This is a genomic window from Frankia canadensis (assembly GCF_900197875.1).
GTDB lineage: Bacteria > Actinomycetota > Actinomycetes > Frankiales > Frankiaceae > Frankia > Frankia canadensis.
The window spans coordinates 1-13,928 of sequence record NZ_FZMO01000091.1 but is presented as its reverse complement, the minus strand read 5'-3'; the positions used below and the strand labels follow the sequence as shown (position 1 = coordinate 13,928).

Sequence of the window (13,928 nt, the reverse complement as noted above, 5' to 3'; positions counted from 1 at the left end):
GAGTGAGCAGCGCCGGCCCGTCGTGGTCCAGCCCCCGCGCGGTCAGCGACGACCAGGTGGCGTCGCTCACGCCGAGACTCCCGCCGTGCGCACCCATCCCTACCCCCAGTTCTCTTCTGTCGGCCGCGGGTATCCCCAGCTAGTGATGGTCGGACAGGTCCGACCCGGGCGCGAGCGATCCGACCCGCGGAACCTGCGCCGACGCGCGACCAGCGGCCCGTGGCCAGGCGACAGGCTATCTTCAGGCCAGGCTTTTAGTTAGACAAATCGAGTCAGGCACATCGGAGGAGGTAAGCCGCGTGGGACTGCTGGACGGCAAGGTCGCGATCGTGACCGGAGGTGGCCGGGGGCTCGGCCGAGCCCACTGCCTCGCGCTGAGCGCGGCCGGCGCCACCGTGGTCGTCAACGACCTCGGTGCCGGCCTGCACGGGGAGAGCACCGCGGAGTCCCCCGCCCAGGAGGTGGCCGCCGAGATCACCGCGGCCGGCGGGCGGGCGGTCGCCGACCACTGCTCGGTCTCCGACTTCAGCGCCACCGAGGCGCTCGTCGAGCGCACGGTCAAGGAGTTCGGCCGTCTCGACGTGGTGGTCAACAACGCGGGCATCATCCGCGACAAGATGATCGCCAGCATGGACGAGTCGGACTTCGACGCCGTCATCGCCGTCCACCTCAAGGGCACCTTCTCGCTCACCCGGCACGCCGCCGCCTACTGGCGGGCCGCGTCCAAGCGCGGCGAGCGGGTCGCCGGGCGGATCATCAACACCACCTCCGGCACCGGCCTGTTCGGTACCGTCGGCCAGGCGAACTACGGCGCGGCCAAGGCCGGCATCGTCTCGCTGACCACGATCGCCGCGATGGAGCTGCGCCGCTACGGCGTCACCGTCAACGCGATCTCCCCGCTCGCGGCGACCCGGATGACGGCCGGGATCGCGCTCGGCCAGAAGGGCGAGGGCGCCGCCTTCGACCCCCGCGACCCGGCGAACGCCTCCGGTGTCGTCGTCTACCTCGCCTCCGACGAGGCGGCGTGGCTGACCGGCCAGGTCTTCCGGGTCGACGGCCACCGGGTGCAGCGCCTGCAGGGCTGGACGCCGATCGCCGAGTACGCCGGCTCCGGCGACGGCCCGGTGACCGGCGAGGAGCTCGTCGACGGCCTGCCGAAGATCTACGGCACGCTGCCGGCCGGCCCGCCCCGCTCCAGCTGAGCTAGTCCAACACGAGAGGAACACGCTGATGGGTGCCCTGGACGGGCGGGTAGCGATCATCACGGGTGCGGGTCGCGGCATCGGCCGCGAGCACGCCCTGCTGTTCGCGAGCGAGGGAGCCGCGGTCGTCGTCAACGACCTCGGTGGCGGCCAGGACGGCAGCGGCGCCGACGCGACGCCGGCGCAGCAGGTCGTCGAGGAGATCCGGGCCGCCGGCGGCCAGGCGGTCGCCAACGGCGACGACATCACCGACGCCGAGGGCGCGCAGCGGCTCATCCAGACCGCCCTCGACGAGTTCGGCGAGCTCAACGTCCTCGTCAACAACGCCGGCATCCTGCGGGACCGGACGCTGGTGAACATGAGCGACGAGGAGTGGGACGCGGTCATCAGGGTGCATCTGCGCGGCCACTTCATGCCGCTGCGGGCCGCCGCGCGCTACTGGAAGGACGCCCACAAGGCCGGCAGGGCGCCGCGTGGGTCGGTCATCAACACCGCGTCGACCTCGGGCCTGTTCGGCAACATCGGCCAGGGCAACTACGGCGCGGCCAAGTCCGGCATCGCCTCGCTGACCACGATCGCCCAGCTGGAACTGGAGCGCTTCGGCGTGCGGGTGAACGCCATCTGCCCGACCGCGCGCACCCGCCTGACCGAGAACGTCCTGGTCGCGGGCAAGGACGGCGGCTTCGACGCCGACGACCCGGCCAACATCTCGCCGTTCGTCGCCTACCTGGGCACGGCGGACTGCCCGATCGCCGGGCGCACCTTCTACGTGCACGGCGGCGCGGTGCACCTGTTCCAGCCGTGGGCGCTCATCGACAAGATCGAGACCGACCACCGGTGGACCGTCGAGGAGCTCCAGAAGGAGGCCCCGCGCCTCGCGGAGACCCCCTTCAACCTGGGCATCCCCTGGGCCTGATCACCCGCTCCGGCCTGTTCGTGTTCTGAGAGGACGACCAACGATGGTCCTGAAGGTCGAGAAGTCCGACGACGGCGTCGCGGTGGTGACGCTGAACCGGCCGGAGCACATGAACGCCTTCGACGCCGCGCTGCACGACGAGTTCCCGCGGCTGATGGGCTCGCTGGACGACGACCCGACCCTGCGGGCCATCGTCCTGACCGGCGCGGGCCGGGCGTTCAGCGCCGGTGGCAACACCGACGACTTCGCCCGGTTCGCGACCGACTTCCAGGCGCGGCGCCGGGCGATGCGCGACGCCCGGCGCGTCGTCGACGCGATGCTGGGCATCAGCATCCCCGTCGTCGCGGCCGTCAACGGCCCCGCGGTCGGCCTCGGCTGCACGCTCGCGACGTTCTGCGACGTCGTGTTCATCGCCGAGAACACGTTCCTCGCCGACCCGCACGTCTCCGTCGGCCTGGTCGCGGGGGACGGCGGCGCCGCGACCTGGCCGCTGCTCACCAGCCTGCTGCGGGCCAAGGAGTACATCCTCACCGGCGAGCGCCTGCCCGCGGCGAAGGCCGTCGAGTTCGGCCTGGCCAACCACGCGGTTCCCGCCGACGAGCTGCTGGACCGGGCGATCGCGTTCGCCCGGAAGATCGCCGCCCAGCCGCCGCAGGCTGTGCAGGACACGAAGAACGTCCTCAACCAGCACCTGCGCGCCGCCGCGACGGCCACCCTCGGGATGGGCCTGGCCGCCGAGAGCCAGTCCCACGACACCGCCGAGTACGCCGCGATCGCCGAGTCGATGCTCCGCAAGGCCAACGGCCGCGCCGCCAAGGCCTGAGCCCCCCGCAAAGTACCTCTGCCGTCCTCACCAGGGCTCCCGGGAAGATCGTGGCCCGATACGCGCACAGTTGTGTCTCGGGTTGCGATCTTTGCGGGTGTTCGCGGCAGCCCGTGTCGCGGAGATCACCACTCCACACGCGAGCTAGCTGGTGGCGGGTGAGGTCGGGGCGAGCATGATGCCGGCGGCGATGTCGAGGATCTCCGCGGTCAGCGCGTCGCTGCCGGGGATCCGCGGGTCGGGATGGCACTCGTACTCGCCGAGGGCGGCGATCGCCATCCGCATCATCAGCCGGAAGCGCACCCGGAACCGCTCCGGCTCGAGGCCGGGCAGTGACGCGGCGAGCAGGTCACGGGCCTGCCGGAAGGTCGCGTCGATCTCGCCGTCGGCGTGGATCGCCCGCCGGTCGTGCGCGTAGTCGGACTGCAGCCGGGCCAGGAAGCTGACGTAGTGCGTGTCGCCGAGCTGCTCGGCGAGCGGCAGGACCAGCGCGCGCAGGGCGTCGCGGGTGGTCGGGGCGGGACCGGCGGCGTCGAGCAGCTCGGCGCGGCGCGCGTTGAGGATCTCCGCGCGCAGCTTCATGATCGAGCGCAGCAGCTCCGCCCTGTTGCCGAAGTAGTACTGCGCCGCGCCGCTGTTGCGCGAACCCGCCGCCAGCGCGATCTCCCGCAGGGACACCCCGTCGATGCCGCGCTCGGCGAACAGCCGCTCGGCCGTGACCAGCAGCGCGACCCGCGTCTCCCGGCCCGCGCCGTACTCGCCCATGGGAGCAAGTCTGCCTGATCCGTTGACGGGCTTAAATCGACCGCTTTAAATTGGGGTCCATGAGTGAGCCGAGGATCATCTCCGTCGACGACCACATCCTCGAACCCGGTGACTTATGGACGGCCCGGCTGCCGGAGCGTTTCCGCGAGCGCGCCCCACGACTGGCGCGGCGGCGCGGGTCGTACGGGAACGGGCCGCGCAGCCCGTGGACCCTCGACGACGACGGGCTGTGGGCCGACGTCTGGGAGTTCGAGGGTCTGGTGATGCCGATCCTTCCGGGGTTCGCCGCGGCCGGTAAGGATCACGAGTACCTGGGCGAGCACTGGGACGCCATGCTCTACGACGACATGATCCCGGGCTGTTACGAGCAGGGCGCGCGGCTGGCGGACATGGACGTCAACCGCACCGAGGCGAGCCTGAGCTTCCCCACCTTCCCGCGGTTCTGCGGCCAGACCTTCCTCGAGCGCGGCGACCGTGACCTGGGCCTCGCCTGCCTGCGGGTCTACAACGACTGGATGATCGACGAGTGGTGCGGCGGCGCGGGGCGCGGCCGGCTGATCCCGCTCACGCTGATCCCGCTGTGGGACCCGCAGCTCGCCGCCGCCGAGGTGCGCCGCTGTGCCGCCAAGGGCTCGCACGCCGTGTGCTTCTCCGAGAACCCGTCGCTGCTCAGGGCGGACGGCGAGCGGCTGCCGAGCATCCACACCACCCACTGGGACCCGTTCTTCGCCGCCTGTGAGGAGACGGAGACGGTGGTGAACCTGCACATCGGCTCGTCGTCGACGTTCCCGGTGACCTCGCTGGACGCCCCTCGGGCCGTCTCGCTGGCGCTGACCTACCAGGGTTCGGCGCACGCGCTCGCCGACTGGCTGACCTGCGGCGTGCTGGAGCGGTTCCAGACACTGAAGGTGGCGCTCTCGGAGGGCCAGGTCGGCTGGATGCCGTTCCTCATCGAGAAGCTCGACGGGATCTGGCATGACCGGCCGGTCTACGGCAACCTCAACGGCCGGCTGACCAGGCCGCCGAGCCACTACATCCCGGGGCGGCTCTACGGCTGCGTCTTCGACGACGTCGTCGGGTTGCGGCTGCGGGACAGGATCGGCATGGAACAGATCATGTTCGAGGTCGACTACCCGCACGGTGACTCGACCTGGCCGAACACCGGTGCCGTCTTCGACAAGATCGTGACCGCGGCCGGCCTGGACGAGCGCGAGGCCTACCTGCTCGCCCGCGGCAACGCGATCGCCTGCTACGGCCTCGAGCGTTTCGGCATCACCGCCTGACCAGATCACCGCCTGACCCGATCACCGCCTGACCAGCGCTCTCTCGACCAGGAGGCATCCCTCATGCACGATCTCGTCATCCGTAACGGCTCCATCGTCGATGGCACCGGCGCCGCGGCGCGTTCCGGCGACGTCGGGATCACCGACGGCCGGATCCGCGAACTCGGCACGGTCACCGAGGCGGGCCGCCAGGAGATCGACGCGGACGGCCGGGTCGTCGCGCCCGGCTTCGTCGACGTCCACACCCATCTCGACGTGCAGGGCTTCTGGGACACGTCACTGTCCCCGTCGCCGTTACATGGTGTGACGACGGCGTTCGCTGGCAACTGTGGTTTCACTGTCGCCCCACTCGACGAGCAGGCCGGCGACTACCTGATGCGGATGCTGTCCCGGGTGGAGGGCATGCCGCTGGAGTCGCTGCAGAGCGGCGCCTCCTGGGACTGGCGCACCACGTCCGAGTTCTTCGACCGGCTCGATGGCACCCTGGCGATCAACACCGGCTACATGGTGGGTCACTCGGCGATCCGCCGGGTGGTGCTGGGCGAGGAGGCGACCGAGCGGGCGGCGACGCCCGCGGAGATCGAGCGGATGGCCGACCTGCTGCGCGCCGGCCTGCGCGCCGGCGGTCTCGGCTTCTCGTCCACCTGGTCGCAGAGCCACCACGACGCGGCCGGCAGGCCGGTGCCGTCGCGCGCGGCGGCGCCCGAGGAGCTGTACGCGCTGGCCCGGGTGGCGGGCGAGTTCGAGGGGACGTCGCTGGAGTTCCTGCCGATCCTGCCGCCGGCCGGCGGTGGTTTCGACCCGGACACGGCCGAGCTGATGATCGCGATGTCGGTGGCGGCGCGGCGCCCGCTGAACTGGAACATCCTCTCCGTCACCGCGAAGACGTTCGAGGACGCGCAGGCCCGGCTCGCCGTCGGTGACCTCGCCCGGGCCCGCGGCGGCAAGGTCGTCGCGCTGACGATGCCGGACACCCCGCCGGCGCGGTTCTCGTTCCGCGCCGGGTTCGTCCTCGACATGGTGCCCGGGCTGCACGACTACTTCTTCCTGCCGGTCGAGGAACGGCTGGCGATCCTGCGCGACCCGGCACGGCGGGCGCAGCTGCGGATCGCGGCGGAGAAGCCGTCGCCGTACAGCCACCTGGTGAACTGGCGCTCGCGTCACCTCGTCGAGACGTTCAGCCCGCGCAACGCCGGGCTCGCCGGCCGCCTCGTGGGCGACATCGCGGACGAGCGGGGTGGCGACCCGTTCGAGGTACTCATGGACATCATCGTCGAGGACGAGCTGAAGACGACGTTCTCGAACCCGCCGGGGACGGTGCGGCCCGAGGACTGGGAGGCGCGGGCGAAGGTCTGGCGGGACCCGCGGGCGGTCATCGGTGCTTCCGACGCCGGCGCCCACCTGGACATGCTGGAGTTCTTCGCCTATTCGACGATGCTGCTGGAGCAGGGCGTGCGCGAGCAGGGCGTGATCGGCCTGGAGGAGGCGGTGCGCCTGATCACCCAGGTGCCGGCGGAGCTCTACGGCCTGCGTGATCGCGGCGTCCTCGCCACCGACGCGATCGCCGACGTGGTCGTGTTCGACCCCGCCACCATCGCCCGAACCCCGATCGAGACCCGCTTCGACCTGCCGGGCGGCGCCGGGCGGCTCTACGGCGAGGCGGTCGGCGTCGGCCACGTGCTGGTGGCGGGCACCGAGATCGCCCGGGACGGCGCCTTCACCGGCGCACGCCCGGGACGGGTCATCCGCTCCGGCCGGGATACCGCGACGGCACCCCTCATCTGAGGTAGGCGCGGTCGGCGTGACGACCGATAAATGGTTTACTTATTCAGCCATATAGCGGTCATCACGCCACCCCCAGGAGTTCACGATGGCACCCGCAGTGCTCGACTTCGCCGGCCGGGCTCTCGCCGGCAAGCGGTCCTTCACCCCCGCCGACCTGGTGGACGAACGCACGCCGTTCGGCCTGTCCCGGGAGGGCACCTACCTGTGGGGCACGCTGCGCTCCGACGACGGCGAGCTCTGCTCGGTCATGCGCCGGATCCCGCCGGCCCCGGCCGCCGAGGGCGCCGACGGCGGCGCGAGCGACGCCGGCCAGGCGCTGGCCCTGGGCGACCGGCTGATGGTGCTCGCCGCCTTCGACGGCGGTGACGCGCTGCGCCTGCGTCGCGAGGCCAAGGTCGCCGCGCGCAGCCGGGACATCACCCGCGAGCTGCGCGACGGCACGGCGGTGCTCGCCGCCGCGGCCAGCGACCAGGCCGCCATGCGGGCCGAGATCGGCGACACGTCGTTCACCTACGTGGAGGACGGCGTCCTCGACCTGCGCGGCGAGCTGGCCTGCAGCCCGCTGCACTGGTACCTGCCGGGGCGCACCGCGTCGCTGTACTACCCGACGCAGACGTACCTGGTCTCCGGGACCGCGCTTGGCCGGCCGGTGCGCGGGTTCCTGTTCGTCGAGGAGGCGTACATGCTCCCCGGCGGCGTCCTCTACGTCCGCAAGGACCCGCTGCACGACGTCAACTACCTCACCTGGCACAGCTGGGCGACCCGCTGGGAGGACGGCCGCACCGAGATCGGCCACGTCCTGTTCGGCGCCGGTGACTTCCACGTCGGCCTCGTCGCCGACGACGCCGGGAACGTGCGCTCCGCCCTGACGATGGACGTCGGGGTGACCCGTGCGGCGGACGGCTACTGGCACGACGGCATCGCGGTCGTCATGGACGGCACCGCGTGGGAGCTGGTGCCCGACCCCGCCGGCCGGATGGTCGACCTCGGCCCCATCCCGAACCCGCAGCAGGAGAGCCTGATGCGCCGGGCCGGCGAGGTCCGCCAGCCCGACGTCTGGATGGCCTGGGGCGAGTCGCTGCCGAAGGTCGGAAACCGCAGGATCAGCAGCTAGAGCTGCAGGCCGCCGGCCTTCTCGACACGGGTGACGAGGTCGTCGGAGACGCCCCAGTCGGCGAGCGCGGCCTGACCGTGCTCGCCGCGGGCGGGCGCCGGCGGCGGCAGCGTCGTCGGCGTGCCGGAGAACCGCGGCGCCGGCGCGGGCTGTACGACGTCACCGCGGGTGACGTGCGTACCCCGGGCGGCCAGGTGCGGGTGGCTCGGCGCCTCCGTCATCGACAGCACCGGCGCGACGCAGGCGTCGCTGTCGCCGAGCAGCGCGTCCCACTCGTCGCGGGTGCGCGAGGCGAAGTGCCGGGCGAGCTCGGCGCGCAGCTCCGGCCAGCGCGACTCGTCGTCGCGGGACGGCAGCGACGCCGGGTCGATGCCCGCGCGCTGGAGGAACTCCTGGTAGAAGGCCTCCTCCAGGGCGCCGAAGGCCACGTACTGGCCGTCGGCGGTGGCGTAGACGTCGTAGTAGGGGGCACCGGTGTCGCCGAAGTTGGTGCCTGGCTCGTCGCGCCAGCGGCCCTGGGCCATCAGGCCGTAGTACATCGACAGCAGCGTGCTCGCACCGTCGACCATGGCGGCGTCGACGACCTGGCCCTGGCCGGTGGCCCGGGCGGACAGCAGCGCGCTGACCACCCCGAGCGCCAGCAGCATGCCGCCGCCGGCCATGTCGCCGGCCATGCTCAGCGGCGGGATGGGCGCCTCGTCCTTGCGGGCGACGGAGCGCAGCGCGCCGGTGAGCGCGATGTAGGTGATGTCGTGCCCGGCCCGAGGCGCGAGCGGACCGGTCTGCCCCCAGCCGGTGAGCCGGCCGTAGACCAGCTTCGGGTTGCGGCCCAGGCACACGTCCGGGCCGAGGCCGAGGCGTTCCATCACGCCGGGGCGGAAGCCCTCGACCAGCACGTCCGCGCGTCCCACCAGGTCCAGGACGAGCTCCACGCCCTCGGGGCGGCGCAGGTCGACGACGAGGGAGCGCCGGCCGCGGTCGAGCACCGAGCGGTGCGGGTCGGCGGCGGCGCGACGCCGCTCGTAGTCGCTGTTCATCGGCCGCGCCGGCCGGTCCACCCGGACGACGTCGGCGCCGAGGTCGGCCAGCAGCATCACACCGAACGGCGTCGCTCCCAGCCCGGCCATCTCCAGCACGCGCACGCCCTCGAGCGGGCCCGCCATCAGATTCGCACCGCGGGAATCGCGACGTTCATACCGCCTCCTCGACGTTCCAGCAGTTCAGTCCGTTCCCATAATCGGATAGATGATTTATACCAAAGCTGGCCCGCCGTGAGGCGCGCGACCTATCATCGTCTGTGTCGCCGGACACACGCTATAGGTCGAGGGGGTCACCGTTCGTGACAGTCGTAGGTGCGTCACCGGCACAGGCGCCGGCCGAGAACCACTTGCTCGAGCTGGCCGTGGAGACCACTCCAGCCGAGCGGATCAGGCAGGTCCAGGAGGACCGGGTCATCGAACTGACGCGCCTCGCGCAGGAGCGGTCGGCGTTCTACCGCGAGACCTTCGACGCGGCGGGAATCACCGTAGGTGAGATCACCTCGTTGGACGACTTCCAGGCACGCGTCCCGTTCATGAACAAGGACTCGATCCGGGAGTACCGCGACCGCACCGGGGACAGCTACGGCGGGCTGCTGACGGTGGACCCGTCCGAGGTCACCTCCGTGACGGCGAGCTCGGGCACGACAGGTGACCCGACGTTCTTCGTCGAGCGGTGGGGTGACGAGCCGGTCTCGCCCCTCAACGCCCGCTACATCCGCCCGCTGTGGGACCTCGGCGTGCGCCCCGGTGACAACGTGCTGTGCAGCGCGGCGTCGTTCCGCGGCTACATCGAGGGTGCGACGCGGGCGCTCGGCGCCGTGCCGATCCTGGTGGACACCTGGATGGGGAACTGGGCCGAGGTGGCCGAGGCGATCCGCCGCCACCGGCCGACCTACTGCCAGCTGATGAGCATGAACCTGGTCGAGCTGGAGCGGCTCCAGCACCAGGGTGAGGACCTCCGCGAGCTGATGAGCTGCTTCGTCAGCGTGGGCTTCGCCGGCGAGCCGCTCGGCGCCCGGATGCGCGAGAAACTGACCCGCGAATGGGGCCTGAACCTGTGGGTCTACACCAGCGCCGGGGACACCGGCCTGGCCTGGGAATGCGCCGAGCACGACGGCTACCACCTCAACTGGGACGAGACCCTGACCGAGGTTCTCGACGCCGACGGGAACCCGGTGCCCGACGGCGAGGTCGGCGAGCTGGTCGTCACCGCGATGGACAACGACACCTACCCGCTGATCCGCTACCGCACCGACGACCTGGTCCGCCTGACCCGGCAACCCTGCCCCTGCGGGCGTACCTCGCCGCGGATGTGGGTGCTCGGCCGCGCCGGGGACGAGACCGTCGTCGCCGGCCGGGCCGTGCTGCCGCACGAGGTGTGGTCGATCGTCGAGCAGCAGGACGAGACCGAGACCGGACTGTTCCAGATCATCCGGCCGCAGCGGGAGGTCGAGCGGCTGCGGGTGCGCGTCGGCTACGACGACAGCGCCGAGGTCGACCTGGACGACCTGGTCCGCCGGCTCACGGCTGGCCTGTCGACGACACTCGGGATCTCGGCCGAGCTCATCGACATCCTCCCGGAGACCGCCGGCCAGCTGCTGCGCCGCGGTTCGGCGGCCAAGGTCCCCCGCGTCGCCAAGTCCTGAGCCCCGGCGAGTCCTGAGCCCCGGCGAGTCCTGAGCCCCGGCGAGTCCTGAGCCCCGGCGAGCCCTCGCAAGGTGTTCTGTACCACGGTGGCCGGCTGCCGCAGCGAAAGCCCCGTATGGCCGCCGGGATGTAATGTCTACCTGATTTGAGCTTCCGTAGGGATCGGTGACCGGGTGAGCTTGGGGTGGTGACGGTCAGGTGAGTGCTGAGTCGACTGACGAGGCTGGGTTCATCGACGAGATCGTGGCGTCGGTGCGTCGTTTCGTGCGGGACGAGGTCGTGCCGGCCGAGACCGAGATCGCGGACACCGACGCGATGCCGGACCGCATCCGTGCCGCCGCCGCCGAGATGGGACTGTTCGGCTTCGCCATCCCGGACCTCTACGGCGGCCTGGGCCTGTCGATGAGCGACGAGGTGCGGCTCGTCTTCGAGCTGGGCTACACCACGCCGTCCTTCCGCTCGATGTTCGGCACCAACAACGGCATCGCCGGCCACGTCCTGCTCGAGGGCGCGACCGAGGAGCAGAAGAAGGCCTACCTCCCGAAGATCGCCTCGGGCGAGTGGGTCGCGTCGTTCGCGCTCACCGAGGAGGGCGCCGGCTCCGACCCGGCCGGCCTCGTGACGACCGCGCGCCGCGACGGCGACGACTGGATCATCAATGGGTCGAAGCGCTTCATCACCAACGCGCCGAACGCCGACGTCTTCATGGTGTTCGCCCGCTCTCAGGAGGGCTCGACCGGCGCCAAGGGCATCTCGGCGTTCATGGTCGAGCGCGGCACCCCGGGCCTGACCGTCGCCCCCAAGGACGCGAAGATGGGCCAGGCCGGCGCCTGGACCGCGGACGTCATCTTCGACGACGTCCGGGTCGGCGCGCACACGCTGATCGGCGGGCCGGCGGGCGAGGGCCGCGGCTACGTGACGGCGATGAAGTGCCTCGCGCACGGCCGGATCCACATCGCCGCGCTGTGCGTCGGTATGTGCCAGCGCCTCGTCGACGAGTCGGTGTCCTACGCGTCGACCCGGGTGCAGGGCGGCAAGGTCATCGGCGAGCACCAGCTCATCCAGGGCCTGCTTGCCGACTCGGTGACCGACCTCTACGCGGCGCGGTCGCTGGTCAAGGACGTGGCGGCGGCGTTCGACGACGGTTCGGACCGCCGCGTCGGGCCGTCCGCGGCGAAGTACTTCGCCTCCGAGGCGGTCGGCCGCATCGCCGACCGCGCGGTGCAGATCCACGGCGGCAGCGGCTACATGCGCGGCGTCCCGGTCGAGCGTTTCTACCGTGACGCGCGACTGTTCCGCATCTACGAGGGCACCAGCCAGATCCAGCAGCTGGTCATCGCCCGGGGGGTGCTCAGCGCCGCACGATGACTGAGCCGTGCCGTGACTGAGCCGTGCCGTGACTGAGTGGCCCCCGGACCCGAGGTTCGACGTCGAGTGCCGCAGCATCCCCGGGGCACTGCTGCGCTCGGCGCAGCGGTTTCCTGACCAGGACGCGATCGTCGACGGGCCGCGCCGGTGGAACTACCGCCAGCTGGCGGACGAGGCCCTCGACGCGGTCACCGCGCTGGTCGCGCTCGGCGTCGAGCCCGGTGACCGGGTCGCGCTGTGGGCGCCGAACAGCGCCGCCTGGATCATCGCGGCGCTCGGCGCGCAGGGCGCGGGGGCGACGCTCGTCCCGCTGAACACCCGCCTCGCGGCGCCCGAGGTGCTCGACATCCTCGCCCGCGCCCGCCCCCGGGTCCTGCTGATCGACCCTCTGGTGGCCGGCCGCGACCTGCTCGACGAGCTGCTCGCCGCGGCCGGCGGACCGCCGGAGTCGGTGCGCGAGATCGCCGTCCTGGCCGAGTTCGTCGCCACAGTGTCGGCTGGTGACTCGGTGTCGGCTGGTGACTCGGCGGCCGCGCGTGAGCGGGCCCGGGCCCGGGTCGCCGCCGTCGGTCCCGACGACTACAGCGACCTGCTGTTCACCTCCGGGACGACCGGACGGCCCAAGGGTGTGCTCGCTACCCACGGTCAGTCGCTGCGCGCCCACGGCTACCTCGGCCTTCTGCTCGGGCTCGGCCCGGGGGAGCGCTACCTCGTCGTCCCGCCGTTCTTCCACTCGTTCGGCTACAAGGCCGGCTGGATGGCCTGCCTGGTGCATGGCGCGACCGTCCTGCCGGTGGCCCGCTACGACGCGGGCGAGGTGCTGCGGACCGTGGCGCGGGAGCGGGTCACCGTCCTGCCCGGGCCGCCCACCCTGTTCACCGACCTGCTGGCAGCCCCGGAACGGGCCGGCCTGGACCTGACCAGCCTGCGGGCGACGATCCCGTCGGCGAGCAAGGTTCCCGCGGCGCTGATCCACCGGCTGCGCCGCGACCTCGGCTTCACCGACATCATCACCTGCTACGGTCTGACCGAGGCGACCGCGCTGGTCACCACCTGCGTGCCCGCGGACGACCCCGAGGACGTGGTGGCCACCGTCGGCCGCTGCCTGCCGGGCAACGAGATCCGCCTCGTCGACCCGATCGGCGAGGACGCGCCCCCCGGCCAGCCCGGCGAGCTGCTGGTCCGCGGCTACGTCGTCTCCCCGGGCTACTGGGTCTCCCCGGGCTACTGGGTCTCCCCGGACTACGGGGGCGACGGCGGCGAGCCGGACGACGGTGGGACGCTGGTCCCCGTGACGGATGGTGAGGGCTGGCTGCACACCGGTGACGTCGCCACCCGCGACGAGCGCGGCTACGTGGTCATCACGGACCGGTTGAAGGACATGTACGTCTCCGGCGGGTTCAACGTGTATCCCGCCGAGGTCGAGACGGTGCTCGCCGCCCATCCGGGCGTCGCCCTGTCGGCGGTGGTCGGCATGCCCGACGAGCGGCTCGGCGAGGTGGGCATGGCCTTCGTCGTGCCGGCGGCCGGCACCGACGGCGCCGCACTGGCCGCGGAGATCCCCGGCTGGCTGCGCGGCCGCGTCGCCCACTACAAGATCCCCGCCGAGGTGCACCCCGTCCGCGCGCTGCCCACCAACGCGATGATGAAGATCCGCAAGGATGTCCTCCGCAACGCCGGCCGCCCCGCAGGCCCCGCCGCCTCGCGGCCCGCGATGCGCCGCCCGGGCGCAAACTGATCCACGCGTAGCCCGCCGTGACGTCCGCGGTCCCGCAGGACCGCACCCCTCACACCTCGCACCTCACTTCACGAGCCCCACGCTCCTCGCGCACCCCCACCGCGCTGATCACTGCCTGACAGGCCAGTCGGGTCCCCGCGTTCCCGCGGTAACACCGTTTTTCGCCCTTGCGGTGATCGTCCAGACCGAGCTGGAGCCTTTGCGTCAAGGCAAAAAACTGTCGGAGGCGGGTGCGACGATCAGACCC

The 13,928-nt window shown here is 71.8% G+C and carries 11 protein-coding genes; 9 read left to right on the top strand and 2 right to left on the bottom strand.

The genetic code is table 11. The features are described from left to right. The first annotated feature begins 299 nt into the window (after positions 1-299). Genes C1A33_RS09670 through C1A33_RS09660 form a run of 3 tightly spaced genes read left to right on the top strand, consistent with a single transcriptional unit; the run spans position 300 to position 2,941 of the window. Complete coding sequence (locus C1A33_RS09670) at positions 300-1,202, top strand: SDR family NAD(P)-dependent oxidoreductase (protein WP_101831180.1); 903 nt, start codon at positions 300-302, stop codon at positions 1,200-1,202. A 28-nt stretch (positions 1,203-1,230) separates the two neighbouring features. Further along, the gene (locus tag C1A33_RS09665; RefSeq protein ID WP_101831179.1) at positions 1,231-2,118 is read left to right on the top strand and encodes an SDR family oxidoreductase; all 888 of its coding nucleotides are present in this window, start codon (positions 1,231-1,233) and stop codon (positions 2,116-2,118) included. 43 nt (positions 2,119-2,161) lie between these two features. Beyond that, positions 2,162-2,941, top strand: coding sequence for an enoyl-CoA hydratase/isomerase family protein (locus C1A33_RS09660; RefSeq protein ID WP_101831178.1), 780 nt, complete (start codon positions 2,162-2,164; stop codon positions 2,939-2,941). A gap of 144 nt (positions 2,942-3,085) precedes the next feature. Here the strand turns inward: C1A33_RS09660 and C1A33_RS09655 are convergent, their stop codons facing one another. Continuing rightward, positions 3,086-3,706, bottom strand: coding sequence for a TetR/AcrR family transcriptional regulator (locus tag C1A33_RS09655; RefSeq protein ID WP_101831177.1), 621 nt, complete (start codon positions 3,704-3,706; stop codon positions 3,086-3,088). 59 nt (positions 3,707-3,765) lie between these two features. On the opposite strand from C1A33_RS09655, the gene C1A33_RS09650 reads away from it, so the two are divergent. The 3 genes from C1A33_RS09650 to C1A33_RS09640 all read left to right on the top strand — a co-directional run bounded on the left by C1A33_RS09650 (position 3,766) and on the right by C1A33_RS09640 (position 7,888). After that, entirely contained in the window at positions 3,766-4,989 is a 1,224-nt protein-coding gene (locus tag C1A33_RS09650) for an amidohydrolase family protein (protein ID WP_101831176.1), read from the top strand. A 63-nt stretch (positions 4,990-5,052) separates the two neighbouring features. Continuing rightward, positions 5,053-6,774, top strand: a complete 1,722-nt coding sequence (locus C1A33_RS09645; protein WP_101831175.1) for an N-acyl-D-amino-acid deacylase family protein — start codon at positions 5,053-5,055, stop codon at positions 6,772-6,774. Between the two features lie 85 nt (positions 6,775-6,859). Continuing rightward, the gene (locus tag C1A33_RS09640) at positions 6,860-7,888 is read left to right on the top strand and encodes a hypothetical protein (protein ID WP_101831174.1); all 1,029 of its coding nucleotides are present in this window, start codon (positions 6,860-6,862) and stop codon (positions 7,886-7,888) included. Here the strand turns inward: C1A33_RS09640 and C1A33_RS09635 are convergent. Then, positions 7,885-9,051 (bottom strand): CaiB/BaiF CoA transferase family protein, encoded by a 1,167-nt coding sequence (locus C1A33_RS09635; RefSeq protein WP_101831173.1) that lies wholly within the window; start codon positions 9,049-9,051, stop codon positions 7,885-7,887. The genes C1A33_RS09640 and C1A33_RS09635 overlap by 4 nt on opposite strands. Positions 9,052-9,275: 224 nt before the next feature. Here C1A33_RS09635 and C1A33_RS09630 point away from each other — a divergent pair, with 224 nt between their 5' ends. The 3 genes from C1A33_RS09630 (at position 9,276) to C1A33_RS09620 (ending at position 13,681) form a co-directional block, all read left to right on the top strand. After that, positions 9,276-10,574, top strand: a complete 1,299-nt coding sequence (locus C1A33_RS09630) for a phenylacetate--CoA ligase family protein (protein ID WP_101831172.1) — start codon at positions 9,276-9,278, stop codon at positions 10,572-10,574. A 199-nt stretch (positions 10,575-10,773) separates the two neighbouring features. Beyond that, a complete protein-coding gene (locus C1A33_RS09625; protein WP_243407363.1) occupies positions 10,774-11,943 on the top strand; it encodes an acyl-CoA dehydrogenase family protein in 1,170 nt (389 codons plus the stop codon). Positions 11,944-11,971: 28 nt separating this feature from the next. Continuing rightward, the gene (locus C1A33_RS09620) at positions 11,972-13,681 is read left to right on the top strand and encodes an AMP-binding protein (protein WP_101831171.1); all 1,710 of its coding nucleotides are present in this window, start codon (positions 11,972-11,974) and stop codon (positions 13,679-13,681) included. Positions 13,682-13,928 lie beyond the last annotated feature (247 nt).